Source organism: Type-F symbiont of Plautia stali (assembly GCF_059731105.1).
Genome location: NZ_AP035909.1, coordinates 2,019,138 through 2,038,472, shown reverse-complemented (window position 1 = coordinate 2,038,472; position 19,335 = coordinate 2,019,138). Strand labels below are relative to the sequence as shown.

The following is a 19,335-nucleotide window of genomic DNA, read 5'->3' as shown; positions in this document are numbered from 1 at the left end:
ATCGTGCTATCAATGAAGCATCTGAATGATTCATTTAGATATTGTGCCCACCAGAAGTCAATACAAAGCGAGGATGATAATGAAAACAAAGATAGCCACCTTAGCGCTGATGACGGCAGGCGTCGCGCTGGCTGGCAGCGTGAACGCCAGAACCCTGGTTTACTGCTCTGAAGGTTCGCCAGAAAACTTCAATCCTCAGCTCTACACCTCCGGGACCAGTGTGGATGCCAGCGCCGTGCCGGTGTTCAACCGGCTGGTGGACTTCACCCCCGGCACCACCGAGCTGGTGCCCAGTCTGGCTGAACGCTGGGAGATCAGCCCTGACGGCAAGGTCTATACCTTCCATCTGCGGCAGAACGTAAAGTTTCAGAGTAATAAGGCGTTTAAACCCAGCCGCGACTTTAACGCCGATGATGTGATTTTCTCGTTTATGCGCCAGATGGACCCGAAAAACCCCTACCACAACGTCTCTGGCGGCACCTACTCGAACTTTGAAAGTCTGGAACTCTCCACCCTGATCAAAAGCATCGACCGGGTGGACGATCACACCGTCCGCTTTACGCTCTCACATCCTGAAGCGCCGTTTCTGGCCGATCTCGCCTGGTATTTCGCCTCGATCCACTCAGCCGAATATGCTGATGCCATGCTGAAGGCGGGGACGCCGGAGAAGGTGGATATGAATCCGATTGGCACCGGCCCGTTTGAGCTGGTGCAGTATCAGAAGGATTCACGCATTCTCTACAAGGCGTTTCCTGACTACTGGCAGGGCAAGGCGAAGATTGATCGGCTGGTGTTCAGCATTACGCCGGATGCTTCCGTGCGCTATGCCAAACTGGAGAAGAACGAGTGTCAGGTGATGCCGTTCCCTAATCCCGCCGATCTGGAGAAGATGCGCGCTAACCCCGACATCACCCTGGAACAGAAGGCGGGGCTGAACACCGGTTTCCTGGCGTTTAACACCACTAAAGCTCCCACCGACAATGTCAAAGTGCGCCAGGCGCTGGCGATGGCCATTAACAAACCGGCCATCATCGAGGCGATTTTCAAAGGCACCGGCACGGTCGCAAAAAATATCCTGCCGCCGGGCGTCTGGAGCGCCGATAAGGATCTGAAAGATTACGACTACGATCCAGAGCAGGCCAAAGTTTTGTTGCAGCAGGCGGGGGTCAAACCGGGCACGGAGATCGCGCTCTGGGCGATGCCGGTGCAGCGCCCCTATAACCCTAACGCGCGCCGCATGGCGGAGATGATTCAGGCGGACTGGGCCAAAGTCGGCATCAAAGCCAGCATCGTCAGCTACGAGTGGGGCGAGTACCTGAAACGGGTACCCAGCGGCGAGCATCAGGCGGCACTCATGGGCTGGACCACTGCGACCGGCGATCCGGATAACTTCTTTGGCCCGCTTTACAGCTGCACGTCGGCGCAGGGCGGGTCTAACTCGTCGAAATGGTGCTATCAGCCATTTGAAAAGTTAATTACCGAAGCGCGTGCCGAACCGGATCAGGGCAAACGCACCGCACTCTATCTGCAGGCGCAGCAGATGATGCATGACCAGATGCCCGCGGTGATGATTGCGCACTCGACGATCTTCGAGCCGGTGCGCAAATCGGTCAGCGGCTATCAGGTCGATCCCTTTGGCAAACACATCTTCTATCCGGTCGACATCAGTCAGTGAGTCGCGAACAGAAAGATTAAACGGGCCGCCTGTGCGGCCCGTTTTGTTAATGGCCCTGCAGGTAGGCAACATGGGTCTGCAGATAGGTCTCCAGACCATGTTTACCATCGGCACCGCCAATGCCCGATTTGCGCCATCCGGCATGAAAGCCCTGCATGGCCTCAAAATTTTCACGGTTAACATAGGTTTCGCCAAACTTCAGCTTACGCAGGGCGTAGAGCGTGGTGTTGAGATCCTGCGTATAGAGGGAAGAGGTCAGCCCATACTGGCAGTCGTTTGCCAGGGCTATCGCCTCATCCAGCGTTTTGAAGCTCATCACCGGCAGCACAGGCCCGAATATCTCCTCCTGCATAATCGGCATCTCCTGACGAACCCCGGTCAGCAGCGTGGGCTGGAAGAAAAAGCCTTTCTCGCCGGCGCGCCGGCCGCCCAGCACCACGCTGGCACCTGCGGCGACCGCCTCAGCCACCTTCTGCTCAACCCGATCCCGTGCCGCAGCGCTGATCAGCGGCCCCATATCAATATCGCTCTGTTCGGCGGGGTCACCCAGGGTCACCTGCTGAAAAGCCGCCGTGAGCGCGTTGATAAAGCGGTCATAAATCGCCTCCTGCACATAGAGCCGTTCAACGCAGTTACAGACCTGGCCGCTGTTTATCATTCGCGAAGCGACGATGGCGCGCACGGCCAGCTCCAGGTCAGCATCCGCCATGACAATCGCCGGGGCCTTACCGCCCAGCTCCAGGGAGACGCTGGTGACGTTCTGTGCTGCGGCCTGCATGGTGGCGATGCCTGCACCGACGCTACCCGTCAGGCTGACCAGCCCGACTTTCGGGTTTGCCGCCAGCTCCTGGCCCACGTCCTGCCCGAAACCATAGACGATATTGATCACCCCAGCGGGCAGGCCTGTCTGCTGCAGAATATCGGCGAAGATCGCCGCATTGTTTGGCGTCAGCTCACTGGGTTTAATGACGATGGTGTTGCCGGTGATCAGGGCAGGTGCGGCTTTACGGGCGATCAGGAAGAAGGGGAAATTCCACGGCAGTATCCCGGTTGTCACCCCAATCGCCTTTCTGAACAGGAAGATATGCTCACCGGGTCGATCGCTGTTGATGATTTCACCTTCATAACGCCGCGCCCACTCCGCCATGTAATCGAGATAGTCGGCGGTAAACAGCACTTCGGTCTTCGCCAGTCCCTGCGTTTTTCCGCCTTCGGCCACAATCGTGGCCGTCAGCTCCGGTTCGCGCTCACGGATGGCCGAGGCGATTTTATGCAGCCAGAGACCACGCTCTACCGCAGGCAGCGCCTCCCAGTCCGGCTGAGCGGCTTCTGCCGCGCGGATGGCAAGACGGGCGTCCTCACGACTTCCCTGCGGGATGCGTGACAGCAACGCCTCGGTGGCCGGGTTGATCACCTCAATCCACTGGTCACCCTGCGAACCGACAAACTGGCCATTAATGTAATGTTGATGATGTGTTGTCATTTACTTAACTCTCCGCTATCGACACGTTGCAGTAATGTGATGGCAGGGTGAAGCAGATGCGGGCGGGTGACCTTATGCTGAGTGCCAGTGGCGGCGTCTGGCTGGCAGCCAGTCACAGATAGTGCGCTGCTCTGCGGCAAAAACGTCAATATGTTGTAGATTTATAGAAGCAATGTAATGAAAAAAGGGGGTGTATCATGGCTAACGGATGGGCGTCAGAAGGCGCAGTACAGGAGCAGATTGACAGCACCGTCAATGATGGCATCGAGCGGGTGAGGCAGTCGCTCGGTCATGGCGAAAGCGCGACCGAATGTGAACTCTGTGGCGAGCCGATTCCTGAAGCCCGCCGCCAGGCGCTGAAAGGGGTACGCTACTGCGTAGCCTGTCAGGAAAAAATCGATAAACAGCAGCAGACCCGCAGTTTATATAACCGTCGGGGCAGTAAAGACAGTCAGCTGCGCTAACCGTGACCCGCAGTCGGCCACGCCGGGGGACGGGCAGCGCGCGTCACGCTGCTGCCTTAGCCGTTACGAGCCTGGCATGGCCAGACCGCTGCCGATAAACCACGCCAGAAAGCCGACGCCTGCCACAATGATGGCGATCGGAAACAGGATGCCAATTCTCATACTCTACCTGCTGCAAACAGCACTATGGGGGCGCAATCTTATCATGAGATCTGCAGCACTGCGCGATGGGTTTTCAGCAGCGTAAAGAGCTGAAACTGCGTGGCCTCGGTCTCCTCCCTTAACACCTCTCCCTTCTTATACAGAATATGCTCGATATGCCCCAGCTGACGCCAGACCACAATCGCGGAGGCGATCAGCGCGCAGTGCTGCTCCGCCTGTATACATTCGATGGTGGCGTAGTGGGCTTCATCCATGCCATTCACAAACACCTTTAGCGCCTCAGCAGGCACTATCGCGCGGATATCATCCAGCATCACCCGGCTGACTGCCTGCGAAAGAAACAGTGTTAACCACTTAGTCGTCATCCTGAACCCTGAACCGATCAATTTTCCCCAGTGTATACGACCTTGCAGGTGGGAATGAAAGGCTTCTTTGCGCCTCTGCCACGCGGGTGGCGTGCATGGCAGTGACGCGGGAATTGTGCTGCGCCACACAGCAAAAAGGGGAAAAACAGTGAATTATAAGGCACTTACCTGTTCAGGCAGCCCGGCCTCTGACAACTGCAGAATTGTGATCCCTGACAGCAGCATCGGGTCAATATTGCCACTCCGCGCGGGCTTCCGGCATTCATCCAAAGGCTGAGGAATCGATGCAAACCGTAGACTGCCTGCTGAGCGGAAGCTGAGCGCTTTCCGACAGACCTCAACCAAACCGGGGAATAACAATGAACAGTGCCATTATTGCGGGGATTTTCTGGCATTTTGTCGGCGCTGCCAGCGCCGCGTGTTTCTACGCGCCGTTTAAGCAGGTAAAACGATGGTCCTGGGAAACCATGTGGTCGGTGGGGGGCCTGATCTCCTGGCTGATCCTGCCGTGGGCGGTCAGTGCCATTCTGCTGCCCGACTTCCGGGCTTATTACAGCAGCTTCACGCTGTCGCAGCTGACACCCGTGTTTCTCTTCGGCGCGATGTGGGGCATCGGTAATATCAACTACGGACTGACCATGCGCTATCTCGGCATGTCGATGGGCATCGGCATCGCGATTGGTATTACGCTGGTGGTCGGCACGCTGATGACGCCGCTGCTGCAGGGGCGCTTTGGCGAGTTATTTGCCTCTGCGGGGGGGCGGCTGACCTTACTGGGCGTGCTGGTGGCCCTGGCTGGCGTCGGGATTGTGTCGCGTGCCGGATTGCTGAAGGAGCGGGCGCTGGGGATCAACGCCGAAGAGTTTAATCTTAGGAAGGGTCTGCTGCTGGCGGTAATGTGCGGCATCTTCTCGGCGGGGATGTCCTTTGCGATGGATGCCGCCAAGCCGATGCATCAGGCCGCCGCGAATCTGGGGATCGACCCGCTCTATGTGGCGTTACCCAGCTATGTGATCATCATGGGCGGTGGGGCGCTGGTGAACCTGGGCTTCTGCTTCTGGCGGCTGGCTACCCGACCCGATCTGTCAGTTCGCAGGGACTTTTCCGTCGCCAGGCCGCTGCTTATTGCTAATACCGCGTTCGCCGTGCTTGGCGGCACCATGTGGTATCTGCAGTTTTTCTTTTACGCCTGGGGCCACGCCCGAATCCCGCCGCAGTATGACTATGTCAGCTGGATGCTGCACATGAGCCTGTATGTGCTGTGCGGGGGACTGGTAGGCCTGCTGTTGAAAGAGTGGAAGTCAGCGGGACGCCGCCCGGTCAGTGTGTTATCGATTGGCTGCGTGGTCATTATCATCGCGGCAAACATCGTTGGGCTGGGTATGGCAGCGTAAGCCGCAGGCTTCCTGCGGCGCGGAGGAGAACGGGCCTGTCTGACAGGCCCAATCACCAGGTTTCCATCTGACCGGGCGGATCAGGCCGCGATGCAAAATTCAGGGTACAGGGAACAGGGTCAGAGGAGGAAAGCGTCCCGCGCCAGGGACGGCGCGGGCCGAGCGGCCATGGATGGCTTAAGCGACTTTCCGATCTGACCCTGTTCCCTGTACTGGCTCCCCCTGACAGCGATACGGAACAGATCTTTACGAGCCCGCTCTGCAGAGCCGTGTTATTCCGGTTCGGCGCTTTTCAGCGCTGGCCCGGAGGGGAGAAATCGCTGACGCCAGGCACTGGGTGTCAGGCCGGTTTCACGGGTGAAAACCACGGAAAAATAGTTACTGTCATCGAAGCCGCAGCGGGCCGCCACTTCGCTGATCAGGCACGCCTGCGTTCGCAGCAGATATTTTGCCTGACAGAGCTGTAACTGACGCAGGTAATGGCCGATGGTCATCCCGGTCTGCTGACGGAAAAGCTGTTTCAGCGCTCGTTCGCTCAGCTGGTTTTGCTGGCAGAACGCAGCCAGATCAAACGGCCGGGTAATCGCCCCCTGCAACGCTGACATCAGCAGATCGAGCTGTTCCCCCTCCGGCAGAACCCAGGGGCGATCGGCGGCGTAACCGTGGCGCCGCAGAATCAGCACCAGCTGCAGAAACAGGGCTTCAGAGAGCTGAACCGACAGGGGATCGCTCTTGCGACTTTCACGCTCCAGCTGGCTGATCACACCGCGCGCCAGCCCCATACCGCGGGTGGTCAGACGCCAGCAGCCAGGGGCTTCGGGGCCCTGTGGCGGCAGCAGGCTATCCCAGTCAAGCGCCAGACCAAAGCGGTCGCGGCAGTAGAGAATGTTATCCAGCACCAGATCGTTAACGCTGTCGTAGCTATGGCAGTCGCTGTCGCGGATAAAAAAGAGGTCGCCGCAGGTGATGAGCCAGGGGCGATCGTTGAGGACGTGCAGGCCATTACCGCGCCAGACGATGACGATTTCGCTGAACTCGTGTCGGTGCGGCGGAAAAGAGGGTTGTGGCATCCTTTCAGCAACCGCCACCGGTAAACTGGGGGCGGGAAAATAGTCATCACGACTGAGTATCAACGCCATAGTCGGCTCCTTTACCTCATCTGCTGGCGCTCCGCTCGCGGGGCGCAGCCAAATTCGCGCCTGAACAGGGTAGAGAAATGGTTGCTGTCTCCAAATCCACACTGGAAGGCGATGTCGGTAATGCGCAGATCGCTGTGACGCAGCAGGTGACGCGCCTGTAACAAGCGCAGACGGTTCAGATAACGCTGCGGCGTACTGCCGGTCTGCTGCTTCATCTGTCGGTGCAGCGTTCGCAGCGACAGAGAGAAACGGTCGGCCAGTTCATCCCAGACAATCTCGTCACTGTAATGATCTGCCAGCCAGTCCAGCAGGCGATGCAGACGCGCCTCCTGATCCTGACGACCGCCATCACGACAGGCTTCACGTAACAGCACCAGCAGCTGTAAAAAGAGCTGCTCCTGCCGCGCCTGCCTGTCCAGTGACCAGGCCTCGTGCTGCTGCATCTGCGCTGCCACACTCAGGGCCTGCGCCATCACCTTCTGATTGATGCGCCAGTGAGAAGGATAATCCCCATCCCGTTCGCACGGCAGCAGCGCCTGCAATCCGGAGAGAAAACGGAACGCGCCGGGGCTGCGATAGAGCACATTGGTCAGGCAGAGGTTATCCGTCTGTTCATAAAGATGACGATCGTGATCGCGGATAAAGCAGACACAGCCGGCGCAGAGCGTTTGTGGCTGACCATTGAACACATGAATCCCGGCGCCGTGCTCAACCAGAACGATTTCATGAAAATCATGATGATGCTCCGGAAAGGGGGCCTGGGGGATACGGGGTTCAATCGCAATCGCGTAATTGCCGTCAGGAAAAAAATCCGCACTGTGCAACAGAGTCATGATCGTCCCTCACTGATTAACAAAACTGCAACGCAGTCTAATCAGGACACCGTTACCTTACCTTGAATTTTCAGCACGTCTCATCAGGAATCCTGCTGATTTTTCAAGAAATCCCCTGTAGTTAACAGATTTGCGGCAGGGGTCACATCGTGCTTACTGCTGCCTCTGTGATCTCTCTCACGACATTCTTTGCAGGTCTGCCAGGGCACCCCGGCCGCTGGCACTGCCGGGAAGGTGTTCAGGCGACCCGATTTTTACTCTGTGACCACTTAATCACAGGGAAAAGCCACCATGACCAGGCGAAATATCATTGCTATCGATCTCGGCGCATCCAGCGGCCGGGTCATGCTCGCCCGCTGGGATGATGCGCAGCGCCAGCTGGATCTGCGTGAAATCCGCCGTTTTGAAAACCGGCGTCTGCGTTGTGCCGGCTATGACTGCTGGGATCTGGCGATGCTGGAGCAGGCGATCCGTGCCGGGCTGGAGCAGGCTGTTGAGGAGGGGATCGTGCCGGACAGTATCGGCATCGACACCTGGGGCGTGGATATGGTGCTGCTGGATGCGCAGGGTGAGCCGGTGGGTGAAGCGGTCAGCTATCGTGATGCACGCACCCACGGCCTGATGGCGCAGGCGCAGCAGGAGCTGGGCCACAGCGCCATCTATGCAAAAACCGGCATTCAGTTTCTGCCTTTCAATACGCTCTATCAGATGCGCGCCCTGCATCAGCAGCAGCCTGACTGGCAGGCGCGTGTGGCACATGCGCTGATGATCCCGGATTACCTGCACTTCCGCCTGACCGGCAACCTCAACTGGGAGTACACCAACGCCACCACCACCCAGATGCTCAATATTCACAGCGGCGAGTGGGATCGCGATTTGATTGGCTGGGCGGGGATTGAGGCAGGCTGGTTCGGTCAGCCGCAGGCGCCGGGCAACACAGTGGGACACTGGCGGAGTCAGCGGGGCGAGGCGGTGCCGGTTATTGCGGTGGCCACCCACGACACCGCCAGCGCAGTGCTGGCCACGCCGCTGCTGCAGGAGGATGCCGCCTATCTCAGCTCCGGCACCTGGTCGCTGATGGGCTTTGAAAGCCTGCAACCCTATGCGAGCGAGGCGGCACTGCGTGCCAATATTACCAACGAAGGCGGCGCAGAAGGCTATCGCGTCCTGAAAAACATCATGGGTTTATGGCTGCTGCAGCGTCTCTGTGCTGAACGGCAGATTGACGACCTCTGTGCGCTGATCGCTGAGACCGCCCGTCAGCCCGCCTGTCTTTCGCTGATTAACCCCAACGATCCGCGCTTTATCAATCCTGACAACATGGTCAGCGAGATTCAGAAAGCCTGCGCAGAGCAGGGCATGCCCGTGCCGCAATCCGCCGCTGCGCTGGCCCGCTGCATTTTTGACAGCCTGGCGCTGCTCTACCGTCAGGTCATCAGCGAACTCGCCGCGCTGCGCGGGAAGCCCTTCACCCGGCTGCATGTGGTCGGCGGTGGCAGCCAGAATCGTTTTCTGAATCAGCTCTGTGCAGATGCCTGTGAGATTCCGGTGCTGGCCGGGCCGGTAGAGGCCTCCACGCTGGGTAACGTCGGCTGCCAGCTGATTGCCCTCGGCGAACTGACGGATGTCGCCGATTTCCGCAACTGCGTGATGAACACCTTCCCCCTCGAAACATTCGAACCACACATTTCAGACGTCTTCGCGGCCAGTCAGGCCCGCTTCGCGACGCTGAGTCAACCCGCAGAGGAACCCGCTTATGACTAAGCAGACAGAACAGGCCTTTGAACTGGCTAAACAACGCTATGCCGATATTGGGGTTGATGCTGAAGAGGCTATTCGCCAGCTCGACACAATCCCGGTTTCCATGCACTGCTGGCAGGGCGACGATGTGCGGGGATTTGAAAACCCGCAGGCCGCCCTCACCGGCGGCATTCAGGCGACCGGCAACTATCCGGGACGTGCACGCAACGCCAGCGAACTGCGCGGTGATATCGATAAGGCGATGTCGCTGATCCCCGGCCTCAAGCGTCTGAATCTGCACGCACTTTATCTGGAGAGCGACAGGCCGGTTGAACGGGACGCTATTGAGCCGGCGCATTTCGCGCGCTGGGTCGAATGGGCCAGAGAGCGGGGCGTGGGGCTCGATTTTAACCCCAGCTGCTTCTCACATCCGCTCAGTGCTGACGGGTTTACGCTGTCGCACAGCGATCAAACCGTGCGCCAGTTCTGGATCGACCACTGCAAAGCCAGTCGCCGCATCTCCGCCCACTTTGGTGAGCAGCTGGGCACGCCTTCAGTGATGAACATCTGGGTACCGGACGGCATGAAGGATATCACCGTCGACCGGCTGGCGCCGCGTCAGCGTCTGATGAGCGCTCTGGATGAGGTCATTGCGGAAAAACTCAACCCGCAGCATCACATCGATGCGGTAGAGAGCAAGCTGTTCGGTATCGGCGCAGAGAGCTACACCGTGGGATCAAATGAGTTTTATCTCGGCTACGCCGCCAGCCGTCAGACGGCACTGACCCTGGATGCGGGCCATTTCCATCCTACCGAGGTGATCTCCGACAAGATCTCCGCCGCCATGCTCTACGTGCCGCGCCTGCTGCTGCACGTCAGCCGTCCGGTGCGCTGGGACAGCGATCATGTGGTGCTGCTGGATGATGAAACGCAGGCTATTGCCAGTGAGATCGTCCGTCACCAGCTGTTCGACAAAGTGCATATCGGCCTCGATTTCTTTGACGCATCGATCAACCGGATTGCGGCCTGGGTTATCGGCACCCGCAATACCCAGAAGGCGCTGCTGCGCGCCCTGCTGGAGCCGACCGATCGTCTGCGTCAGGCTGAGAATGGCGGGGATTACACCGCGCGGCTGGTCTGGCTGGAAGAGCAGAAATCACTGCCGTGGCAGGCGGTGTGGGAAGCCTGGTGCCTGCGTCATGACGTTCCAACTGACGCCAGCTGGTTAAGTGATGTGCGCCATTATGAACAGCAGATTTTGAGCCAACGTTAAGGGATTTCATTATGCAAAGCATTCTTGCTTCAGAGTTTGTAAAGGGAATGGTTAAGGCAACCAGCGACATGTGGCTGAAGGGATGGGATGAACGCAATGGTGGCAACGTCAGCCTGCGGCTGAGTGAGGAGGAGGTGAGCCCCTTCAGGGCTGATTTCTGCCAGGAGCCTCGCTGTTTCGAGCTGAGTCAGCCCGCCCCGGCGCTGGCAAACGACTGGTTTCTGGTGACCGGGTCGGGAAAATTTATGCGCAACGTTCAGCTGGACCCCGCGGACTGCCTGGCACTGCTGCAGGTCGACAGCCAGGGGCTCTCCTGCAAAATTCACTGGGGGCTGGTCAACGGCGGGCTGCCGACCTCCGAACTGGCGTCACATTTTCAGTCGCATGCGGTGCGCAAGGCGGTCAGCGGCGGCAGAGATCGGGTGATTATGCACTGTCATGCCACCCACTTTATTGCTCTGAGTTATGTGGTTGAGATGGATTCGGCGCGCTTTACCCGCCTGCTGTGGGAGGGGAGCACCGAGTGTCTGGTGGTCTTCCCGGATGGCGTGGGCGTGTTGCCCTGGATGGTGCCCGGCACCGATGAGATCGGCGCCGCGACGGCGGCGCAGATGCAGTCGCACACGCTGGTGATGTGGCCGTTCCACGGCGTCTTTGGCACCGGCCCGACGCTCGATGAGACGTTTGGGCTGATTGACACCGCCGAGAAATCATCTGAAGTGATGGTTAAGGTGCTGTCGATGGGCGGGATACGTCAGAGCATCACCACAGAACAGCTGGTCGCGCTGGGTAAACGTTTTGGTGTCACGCCCTGGCAACCGGCACTGGATGCGGGGCCTGTCCATGTTGCGTAAAGCCTTTGTGATGCAGGTCAATCCGGATTGTCATGCGGAGTATGAGCGTCGTCACTCACCTATCTGGCCCGAACTGGCTGAAACGCTGAAAGCACATGGTGCCCGTAATTATGCCATCTGGCTGGATGAGGAGCGGCATCTGCTCTTTGCCAGCGTTGAAATTGAATCGGAAGCGCGCTGGAACGCGGTGGCGCAAACGGCAGTCTGTCAGCGCTGGTGGGCCTCCATGAAGGATCTGATGCCCTCTCATGCGGACAACAGTCCCGTCAGTCAGCCGCTCCGGCCGGTCTTCTTTCTCAGCTGAACGTGCAACAGGGCGGGAATCCCGCCCTGAATCTTACCGCTGAGCCTGACACAGTCCTGTCAGGGTAGGCCACATCGCCATCAGCGTATCGATAATACTCTCCAGGTCTGCGCGCTCCGCACCTTCCCGCGCCCGCACCGACATGCCCTGAAGCAGACAGCTCAGATAGCGCGACAGCGCAGCAATGTCCACTGACTCTCCCAGTTCACCACGCTGCTGACGCGAGCAGAGGAAATCCTTTAAAACCTGCTCCTGTGACTGATGCTGCTCTTGCAGCATGGCCGCAATATCCGCAGAAGCCGCCGACAGGGCGCTTGAGGTGCAGATAAAGAAGCAGCCGCCGGGCGAGTCGCGTTCGGTAAAGCAGGCCGCGGTAGCGCGGAAATAGGCCTCAACCGCCTCTGAAACCGCCAGCTTATCATCGCCCAGGGCCGCGTCACGCCAGGCGCTGAATTTCTCAACATAGCGCTCCATCGCGGCGCGGAATAATCCCTCTTTATTGACGAACTCCGCATAGAGCGTCGGCGCTTTAGCACCGGTAGCGGCCACCAGATCGGCGAGCGAGGTGCCTTCGTACCCGTGGGTCCAGAACAGGGTCAGTGCCTTATCGAGCGCGGCTTCACGATCGAACACTTTGGGACGGCCACGGCATTTCCGGGTATCGCAATCCTGAACCTGACTCATACATCCTCTCTGACTGGGGAACACTCTATTAAATTACCGATCATTATAAAAATGTGCAAGAGCGGAGAGGCAGGCCGTCCTCCGGGGTTGCCATTTTGTGCGCCAGCCCGGTTTTATCGCCCCTATGGTTAAGTCAGAAAAGGGGCTGAAGCCCATAATCACGCCACGTCGCGATTAAAATAACGCTCATTAAATAAATATTGACGGCCAGCCTGATCGGGGTCTATCATTTATTTAACGGTCGTTAATTAAATGGCGACAACCGATTTCAGACCCACTGAACACGATCACTGAAAAGAGAGAAGATTATGAAAACCATCAAAACTACCCTGGCTGTTCTGGCACTTACCACACTGACTTTTGGCGCGTCTGCCGCTGACCTGGTTACCAGCGAACCGGCTAATCAGCAGCCTGTCGGCACTATCTCTGTGCTGGGCGGCACCAACCTGAGTTCAGTCGAAGCGCAGCTCAACGCCAAAGCGGATGAAGCCGGTGCGAAATCGTTCCGCATCACCTCAACCAGCGGTCAGAACAAACTGCACGGCACGGCGGTGATTTATCAGTAACCGGGCATCCGGCAGATATGAAGAAGGGGTTCGTTATGAAACGTATCAGTATGATAGTGGCGGCGGCCCTGCTCAGTGGCCTCTCGTTCACCAGCGTGGCGGCGCAGCAGGTGAGCAGCACGCCACTGGATCAGCAACGCGTGGGCGTCATCAGCGCGACGGGCAGCAGCAATCTGACCTCGCTTGAGCAGCAACTGTCAGAAAAGGCCAGCGATGCGGGTGCAAAGTCTTTCCGCATCACTTCGACCTCTGGCAGCAACAACCTGCATGGCACCGCCATTCTCTATAAATAAGAGAAACAGGCTTCAGATAACCTGCTTATCTGAAGCCTTTTTTTATCCTCTCCGCGCCGGTCTTAGCCATTACTGCGAAGCTGAGGATAACGGCGGAAAATATAGACACACCACAGTAACGCCACCAGACCGATCATCCCCCCGACGTTGCCGACTTCCGACATATTCAGATAGAGACTGACCTGGCTTCCCAGCAGCGCGCCTGCGCCTATGCCGATATTGTAGATGCCGGACATGAGTGACATTGCCACATCCGTTGCATCCGGCGCCAGAGACAGCACCCGCACCTGCATACCCAGTCCAATCATCATCATCGCCATGCCCCAGACGATGCACAGGATAGCGATCGCCGTCGGACGAACCGCAGCAAAGATCAGCAGTCCCATGCAGAGGGTGATCAGCGCAATCGCGGCAATCAGCAGCGCGGAAGGGAATTTATTGCCCAGGGTGCTGAACAGCACGCTGCCCAGAATACCCGCAGAGCCAAACAGCAGCAGCAGCAGGGTGGTGAAATTGCCGCTGGATTGCGCCACGCTCTGCATAAAGGGCTCGATGTAGCTGTAGGCCGTGTAGTGCGCGGTCACCACAATGGTCACCAGCAGATACATGCTGACCAGCGCCGGACGACGAAACAGCATCGGCACGCTGCTGAGCGAGCCGGTGTGTTCACTGGGCAGACGCGGCAGTATCCGTACCAGCATGATCATCAGCACCAGTGCCGACAGGCCAATCGCGCCGAAGGTGGTTCGCCAGCCAAGATACTGACCCACCACGCGGCCAATCGGCACCCCCAGCACCATGGCCAGTGCGGTTCCGGTCGCCAGCATACTCAGCGCCTGCGTTTTCTTTCCGGCCGGGGCCACGCGAATAGCCAGTGAAGCCGTGATCGACCAGAACACCGCGTGAGAGAGGGCGATGCCGACGCGTGAGACCATCAGCGACCGAAAGTCCCAGGCGAAAGTCGACAGGACGTGACTGACGATAAAGATCGTAAACAGCACCCCCAGCAGCAGTCGCCGCTCCACGTTGCGCGTCAGCAGCATCAGCGGCAGTGACAGCAGCGCGACCACCCAGGCGTAGATCGTCAGCATGATCCCGACATCCGCCGTCTGCATGGAAAAGTCAGCCGCGATGTCCGAAAGGAGACCCACCGGTACAAATTCGGTGGTATTAAATACAAAAGCCGCGATGGCCAGCAAGACCACGCGTAGCCAGGCAGTTTTACGTGAAACAGTTGTTGGTTGCATGAGGTGTCAAATCTGTCAGTACAGCGAATTCGGATGTGGCAGACATCCAGCGAAAGTGACCTGCGTCACAAATTACAGACCATTGTAGTGAATAAAGCGGGAAGCGAAACCTGATAACCGGCTTTTAAGGCGGAAATTTTTTTATCGCCCCGTTCAGGGGCGACGGGATAAGATTACTGCCCTCGGCGAGGCGGCATCATGCGCAGCAGGGTATTGTCTTTGAGCAGATAGTGATGAAACAGCGCCGCCGCCGCATGCAGCCCGATCAGCCAGTATCCCAGCGGTGCCAGGGTTTCATGCCAGTCGATCAGCGTATCCGCCAGGTCAAAATTGGGCTCCGGTGCAACCGGCATGCTGATGCCAAACAGCCACCACTCCCGCCCCTTGAGGTAGCGCGACGACAGGCCGAGGATCGGCAGGGTGATAAACAGGGCATAGATCAGGGTGTGCGTCAGATGAGCCACCCCGGTCTGCCAGCGCGGCGCGGCTGGCGTAATGGGTGGCGTGCGATGACGGGTACGCAGAAACAGGCGGGCGATCATCAGCACCAGAACGGTCGCACCTGCGCTGAAGTGGGTGATGATCATGGCGTACCCCTGCCAGGAGCCGCGCTGCACAAAGCCGCGCAGCTCAATGGTGGCGTAGGCTGTCACGACCAGTAAAAAAGTCAGCCAGTGAAGGGCGATCTGAGAACGCGCAAACTTATCCCGCATCGTGCTTTCCATCAAAAAGAGTCAGGAAGAGTAACATAACGGAAAACGGCGCTGATGCTTAACAAATTAGCGCAGCGGTAAGTAAATTTCACGCCGACACCCTCCTACAGCTTAGCGTGACCCCGGCGTATGTTTCTGGGCGACGCTGAGCGGCGTCTCCGGCAGGTGGCTGGCATTAATCGGGCAGCAGTTCTCACAGCCGATAGCCCCCACGTAATATTTTTTTGCCTGAAGAATGGCGGCATTGACGTGATAAAAACTGCCCAGAAACAGTCGGTTTTCCATGTCGGGAAGATGCGGGCAGCCAGCGGCATGCACCACATGATTATCGTTATATCCCGATTGTTTATTGACGTAGTAGTAGAGAGCCACAGGCGTTCCTTGTTGCCGTGTTAAGAGGCAAAGCAGATGAAATGATTCAATAAAACCGATTATAGCGGGAATTGTGGGGTTTTTTCGCGGGGGATTTTCAGGGAAGAGGATGAGCGACAGTCAGCGTGTGGTGCTGCCAGGCCTGGTGAGGCCATCCGGGCCTGGCAGAAGAGGGAAATCAGAGCTTTTTGCGGTGCAGATGCCAGGCCACCAGCAACGCCAGCAGCAGCAGGGTGCTGATAAACAGCGTGATGCCGTGCCAGCCAAAGTTATGCCAGAACAGACCGCCCAGCGTCCCGGCGACGCTGGAACCCACGTAGTAGCTGAACAGATAAAGCGATGAGGCCTGGCCCCGCGCCCGGCGTGCGCGCGGGCCAATCCAGCCACTGGCAACCGCATGGGCGGCAAAGAAGCCGGCGGTGAACAGCATCATCCCCGGCAGGATCAGCCAGAGCGAGTTGAACGCCGTGATCAGCAGTCCCAGCAGCATAATGGCGGTCGCACCCAGCATCACCGGTCCCCGTCCCAGCCGGCTGGTCAGCGCACCCGCTTTCGGCGAACTCCACGAGCCGGTGAGATAGACCACCGACAACAACCCGACCACGGCCTGACTCAGATGCCAGGGGGCATCCAGCAGCCGGTAGCCGATGTAGTTAAACAGCGTGACAAAGGCACCCATCAGCAGGAACCCTTCGGCAAACAGCCAGGGCAGGCCGGGATCGCGCCAGTGCAGCCGGAAGTTAATCAGCAGGTTGCGCGGACGCAGCGTGATGGGACGAAAATGACGTGAAGCGGGAAGGATCTTCCAGAACATCAGCGCCGAAGCCAGCGAAAACAGGCCAATCACCGCTACGGCGATCCGCCATGAGAAAAGGTCGGTCAGCACACCGCTCAGCAGACGCCCGCTCATGCCGCCGATAGAGTTTCCGCTGATATAGAGCCCCATAGAGAAGGCGACGACCCGCGCATCCATCTCCTCGCTGAGGTAGGTCATGCCCACCGCCGCCACCCCGCTGAGCGACAGCCCCATCAGCGCCCGCATGATCAGAATGCCGTGCCAGCTGCTCATGGTGGCTGAGATCAGCGTGCAGATGGCGGCCAGCATCAGGGCTGTTACCATCACCGATTTGCGGCCGATAGCATCCGAAAGCGGCCCGGTCACCAGCAGGCCCAGCGCCATCAGGCCGGTTGAGATAGAGAGTGACAGGCTGCTGGTTGCCGGTGAGATGCCAAACTGATGCGAGAGCACCGGCAGGATCGGCTGGATACAATAGAGCAGGGCAAAGGTCGCCAGACCGGCGGAGAAGAGCGCCAGCGTCACGCGCATAAACTGCCGCGAACCCCGACGGATATAACCTGACGCAGCCACCGGTTCTGAAGGCACACGACCCGCCTCGTCATTTACCGCGGCGGCCTCTGTTGAGTGACTCACACACTTTCCTTTAAGAGTAAAAAAACCTGTCGTCAGCTTAGGCAGGCATCATTATGATGTCTAATATATTAATAATCTTAAATGAGACGTTTCAGATATGAATATTGAGTTACGTCACCTGCGCTACTTTATTGCGGTGGCCGAGGAGCTCCATTTCGGGCGCGCGGCCCGGCGGCTGAACATCTCCCAGCCGCCACTCAGTCAGCAGATACTGCAACTGGAGGCCGAAACCGGGGCCCGACTCTTTAACCGGACCAACCGCAGCGTTCAGCTGACCGCTGCCGGACAGCAATTGCTGAACGATGCCCGCGCCGTCCTGCTGCAGGTTGAGCAGGCGGCCGACCGGGCAGCCCGGCTGCATCGGGGAGAGGAGGGCGGGCTGCGAATCGGGTTCACCTCCTCGGCGCCTTTTACCGCGGTGGTCTCCGACGCGCTGTTTCGCTTTCGCCAGCGCTGGCCGCAGGTGCATATTCAGATGCAGGAAATTAATACCCGCCAGCAGCTGGCCCCGCTGCATGAGGGGCGGCTCGATCTTGGCGTAATGCGCAACACGCCGCTGCCCGCCGATCTCGCGCATCAGCTGCTGATGAGCGAGCCGCTGTGTGCGGTGGTGCACAAAGCGCATCCGCTGGCCGATGCCGGCGCGATCTCCGTCACCGCGCTGGCCGCCCAACCCTTCGTCTTCTTTGATGCCCAGGGCGGAACCGCGCTCTACAGCGATATCCTGGCGCTGCTGCATCGCTATCAGATCCAGCCCTATATCACCCAGGAAGTGGGGGAAGCGATGACCATTCTGGGGCTGGTGGCAACCGGTCTTGGCGTCTCCATCCTGCCCGCCTCCTTCCGCCGGGCGCAGCTGGCCGATCTGGTCTGGCTGCCGCTGACGGAAGAGGATGCCATTTCAGAGCTGTGGCTGGTCTGGTCTGCCAGCCGCGAAATCACCGCACCGATGGCGAATATGATGGCGCTACTGCGGGAGAACCGGCCCGGAAGCGCCCTTTGACAGAGGCCAATATGTGCGATAAATCACATTTCTAATCAAATATTTGACGCTGTTGCCTGATCTGCCTCACCATGGCGCATGTTTATTTAGAAGCGCGAAAATAACCGGGAGCAGGGTTGTGAATCCGGACAGTCAACCTGGCCATATTGACCAGATCAAGCAGACCAATGCAGGTGTCGTATATCAGCTGATTGACCGTTATGGTCCCATTTCGCGTATCGAACTTTCCCGCCGTGCCCAGCTTGCGCCAGCCAGCATCACAAAAATTGTGCGTGAAATGCTGGACGCGCATCTGGTGCAGGAGACGGAGTTTCAGGAACCCGGCAGTCGTGGCCGTCCGGCCATCGGCCTGATTCTGGACACGGTGGCCTGGCACTATCTGGCCATTCGTCTGCATCGCGGTGCCATGACCTTTACGCTGCGCGATCTCAGCAGTCAGGCGCTGGCCGAAGAGAGCCTGCCGCTGCCTGATGAATCCGCTCAGCCGCTGCTGACCGCCCTGATTGAACAGGTGGATGCCTTCTTTATCCGTCATCAGAAAAAGCTGGAGCGTCTGACGGCCATCGCCATCACGCTGCCGGGGCTGATTAACGCCGCGTCAGGTGTGGTGCATCGGCTGCCGGGCTATCAGGTGCGCGATATGCCGCTGGGCGATGCGCTGGAGGCGCACACGGGATTACCGGTGTTTGTGCAGCACGATATCTCCGCCTGGACGCTGGCGGAGTCGCTGTTCGGCGCTTCGCGCGGCGCGCAGGATGTGATTCAGATCGTAATCGATGAAACGGTCGGAGCCGGGGTGATCAGCGGCGGCCAGCTGCTGCATAAGCGGGGGCGGGCGCTGGTCGAGATCGGCCATACGCAAATCGATCCTTATGGTCAGCAGTGCTACTGTGGCAATCACGGCTGTCTGGAGACGGTCGCCAGTACCGGCAGTCTGCTGGCGCTGGCGGCGCAGCGTCTGGCGGCCCAGCCCGACAGCCTGCTTAATCGTCAGGAGCTGACGCTGTCATCATTATGTGAGGCCGCCCTGTCGGGCGATCGCCTGGCGCGCGACACCATCGCCAGCGTCGGTCATCATGCAGGCCGGATTCTGGCGATGATGGTTAATATTTTTAATCCACAACATATTCTTATCGGTTCTCCGCTGAATGCGGCGGCAGAGGTGCTGTTTCCGGCGGTGAGCAACACGATTCTGCAGCAGTCCCTGCCTGCCTACAGTGCAGGCATTCAGCTGGCCCCCACTGAATTCAGCGAACCGGGCACACTCGGTGCCGCCGCGCTGATCAAAGACGCTCTCTATAACGGACACCTGTTAGTGAAACTGTTGCAAGGTTAAGCG

At 58.6% G+C, this 19,335-nt stretch carries 21 protein-coding genes; 11 read left to right on the top strand and 10 right to left on the bottom strand.

What is annotated here, in order from left to right; translation table 11 throughout:
* The first annotated feature begins 79 nt into the window (after nucleotides 1-79).
* Nucleotides 80-1,675 (top strand): ABC transporter substrate-binding protein, encoded by a 1,596-nt coding sequence (locus AC6I7A_RS09640; RefSeq protein ID WP_058958403.1) that lies wholly within the window; start codon nucleotides 80-82, stop codon nucleotides 1,673-1,675.
* A gap of 46 nt (nucleotides 1,676-1,721) precedes the next feature.
* Here the strand turns inward: AC6I7A_RS09640 and aldA are convergent, their stop codons facing one another.
* Nucleotides 1,722-3,158 (bottom strand): aldehyde dehydrogenase, encoded by a 1,437-nt coding sequence (gene aldA, locus AC6I7A_RS09635; RefSeq protein ID WP_498004821.1) that lies wholly within the window; start codon nucleotides 3,156-3,158, stop codon nucleotides 1,722-1,724.
* A 197-nt stretch (nucleotides 3,159-3,355) separates the two neighbouring features.
* Here aldA and AC6I7A_RS09630 point away from each other — a divergent pair, with 197 nt between their 5' ends.
* On the top strand, nucleotides 3,356-3,622 hold the full coding sequence (locus AC6I7A_RS09630; RefSeq protein WP_058957916.1) for a DksA/TraR family C4-type zinc finger protein: 267 nt from the start codon (nucleotides 3,356-3,358) through the stop codon (nucleotides 3,620-3,622).
* Nucleotides 3,623-3,685: 63 nt separating this feature from the next.
* Here the strand turns inward: AC6I7A_RS09630 and AC6I7A_RS09625 are convergent, their stop codons facing one another.
* Both AC6I7A_RS09625 and AC6I7A_RS09620 read right to left on the bottom strand, forming a co-directional pair.
* The gene (locus AC6I7A_RS09625; protein WP_008925225.1) at nucleotides 3,686-3,784 is read right to left on the bottom strand and encodes a YoaK family small membrane protein; all 99 of its coding nucleotides are present in this window, start codon (nucleotides 3,782-3,784) and stop codon (nucleotides 3,686-3,688) included.
* A gap of 41 nt (nucleotides 3,785-3,825) precedes the next feature.
* The gene (locus tag AC6I7A_RS09620; protein ID WP_058957917.1) at nucleotides 3,826-4,149 is read right to left on the bottom strand and encodes a hypothetical protein; all 324 of its coding nucleotides are present in this window, start codon (nucleotides 4,147-4,149) and stop codon (nucleotides 3,826-3,828) included.
* Between the two features lie 359 nt (nucleotides 4,150-4,508).
* Here AC6I7A_RS09620 and rhaT point away from each other — a divergent pair, with 359 nt between their 5' ends.
* A complete protein-coding gene (rhaT, locus tag AC6I7A_RS09615; protein WP_009090114.1) occupies nucleotides 4,509-5,543 on the top strand; it encodes an L-rhamnose/proton symporter RhaT in 1,035 nt (344 codons plus the stop codon).
* 272 nt (nucleotides 5,544-5,815) lie between these two features.
* On the opposite strand, the gene rhaR is transcribed toward rhaT, so the two are convergent.
* A complete protein-coding gene (rhaR, locus tag AC6I7A_RS09610) occupies nucleotides 5,816-6,682 on the bottom strand; it encodes an HTH-type transcriptional activator RhaR (RefSeq protein ID WP_009090115.1) in 867 nt (288 codons plus the stop codon).
* Between the two features lie 11 nt (nucleotides 6,683-6,693).
* Nucleotides 6,694-7,515, bottom strand: coding sequence for an HTH-type transcriptional activator RhaS (rhaS, locus tag AC6I7A_RS09605; RefSeq protein WP_058957918.1), 822 nt, complete (start codon nucleotides 7,513-7,515; stop codon nucleotides 6,694-6,696).
* A 291-nt stretch (nucleotides 7,516-7,806) separates the two neighbouring features.
* On the opposite strand from rhaS, the gene rhaB reads away from it, so the two are divergent.
* Genes rhaB through rhaM form a run of 4 tightly spaced genes read left to right on the top strand, consistent with a single transcriptional unit; the run spans nucleotide 7,807 to nucleotide 11,686 of the window.
* A complete protein-coding gene (rhaB, locus tag AC6I7A_RS09600; protein WP_058957919.1) occupies nucleotides 7,807-9,279 on the top strand; it encodes a rhamnulokinase in 1,473 nt (490 codons plus the stop codon).
* On the top strand, nucleotides 9,272-10,528 hold the full coding sequence (locus tag AC6I7A_RS09595; protein ID WP_009090120.1) for an L-rhamnose isomerase: 1,257 nt from the start codon (nucleotides 9,272-9,274) through the stop codon (nucleotides 10,526-10,528). Before rhaB ends, AC6I7A_RS09595 begins: the two co-directional genes overlap by 8 nt.
* A gap of 11 nt (nucleotides 10,529-10,539) precedes the next feature.
* Entirely contained in the window at nucleotides 10,540-11,382 is an 843-nt protein-coding gene (rhaD, locus tag AC6I7A_RS09590; protein ID WP_058957920.1) for a rhamnulose-1-phosphate aldolase, read from the top strand.
* Entirely contained in the window at nucleotides 11,372-11,686 is a 315-nt protein-coding gene (rhaM, locus tag AC6I7A_RS09585; RefSeq protein ID WP_058957921.1) for an L-rhamnose mutarotase, read from the top strand. Before rhaD ends, rhaM begins: the two co-directional genes overlap by 11 nt.
* A gap of 33 nt (nucleotides 11,687-11,719) precedes the next feature.
* On the opposite strand, the gene AC6I7A_RS09580 is transcribed toward rhaM, so the two are convergent.
* Nucleotides 11,720-12,370 (bottom strand): TetR/AcrR family transcriptional regulator, encoded by a 651-nt coding sequence (locus AC6I7A_RS09580; protein WP_009090124.1) that lies wholly within the window; start codon nucleotides 12,368-12,370, stop codon nucleotides 11,720-11,722.
* A gap of 308 nt (nucleotides 12,371-12,678) precedes the next feature.
* On the opposite strand from AC6I7A_RS09580, the gene bhsA (AC6I7A_RS09575) reads away from it, so the two are divergent.
* Nucleotides 12,679-12,936, top strand: coding sequence for a multiple stress resistance protein BhsA (bhsA, locus tag AC6I7A_RS09575; RefSeq protein WP_009090125.1), 258 nt, complete (start codon nucleotides 12,679-12,681; stop codon nucleotides 12,934-12,936).
* A 35-nt stretch (nucleotides 12,937-12,971) separates the two neighbouring features.
* A complete protein-coding gene (gene bhsA, locus AC6I7A_RS09570; protein ID WP_046101861.1) occupies nucleotides 12,972-13,229 on the top strand; it encodes a multiple stress resistance protein BhsA in 258 nt (85 codons plus the stop codon).
* A 62-nt stretch (nucleotides 13,230-13,291) separates the two neighbouring features.
* Here bhsA (AC6I7A_RS09570) and AC6I7A_RS09565 read toward each other — a convergent pair whose 3' ends face one another.
* From AC6I7A_RS09565 to ynfM, 4 genes are all read right to left on the bottom strand, one after another.
* Complete coding sequence (locus AC6I7A_RS09565) at nucleotides 13,292-14,476, bottom strand: sugar transporter (protein WP_009090127.1); 1,185 nt, start codon at nucleotides 14,474-14,476, stop codon at nucleotides 13,292-13,294.
* Between the two features lie 173 nt (nucleotides 14,477-14,649).
* Entirely contained in the window at nucleotides 14,650-15,189 is a 540-nt protein-coding gene (gene cybB / locus AC6I7A_RS09560) for a cytochrome b561 (protein WP_046101860.1), read from the bottom strand.
* Between the two features lie 111 nt (nucleotides 15,190-15,300).
* Complete coding sequence (locus AC6I7A_RS09555; RefSeq protein WP_009090129.1) at nucleotides 15,301-15,561, bottom strand: hypothetical protein; 261 nt, start codon at nucleotides 15,559-15,561, stop codon at nucleotides 15,301-15,303.
* A 178-nt stretch (nucleotides 15,562-15,739) separates the two neighbouring features.
* Nucleotides 15,740-16,993, bottom strand: a complete 1,254-nt coding sequence (ynfM, locus tag AC6I7A_RS09550) for a multidrug efflux MFS transporter YnfM/SxtP(Kp) (RefSeq protein ID WP_058957922.1) — start codon at nucleotides 16,991-16,993, stop codon at nucleotides 15,740-15,742.
* Between the two features lie 97 nt (nucleotides 16,994-17,090).
* Between ynfM and AC6I7A_RS09545 the strand changes: the two genes are divergently transcribed.
* Together AC6I7A_RS09545 and mlc are read left to right on the top strand one after the other, a co-directional pair.
* A complete protein-coding gene (locus tag AC6I7A_RS09545) occupies nucleotides 17,091-17,996 on the top strand; it encodes a LysR family transcriptional regulator (protein WP_058957923.1) in 906 nt (301 codons plus the stop codon).
* Nucleotides 17,997-18,114: 118 nt separating this feature from the next.
* A complete protein-coding gene (gene mlc, locus AC6I7A_RS09540) occupies nucleotides 18,115-19,332 on the top strand; it encodes a sugar metabolism global transcriptional regulator Mlc (RefSeq protein ID WP_058957924.1) in 1,218 nt (405 codons plus the stop codon).
* Nucleotides 19,333-19,335: the final 3 nt, after the last annotated feature.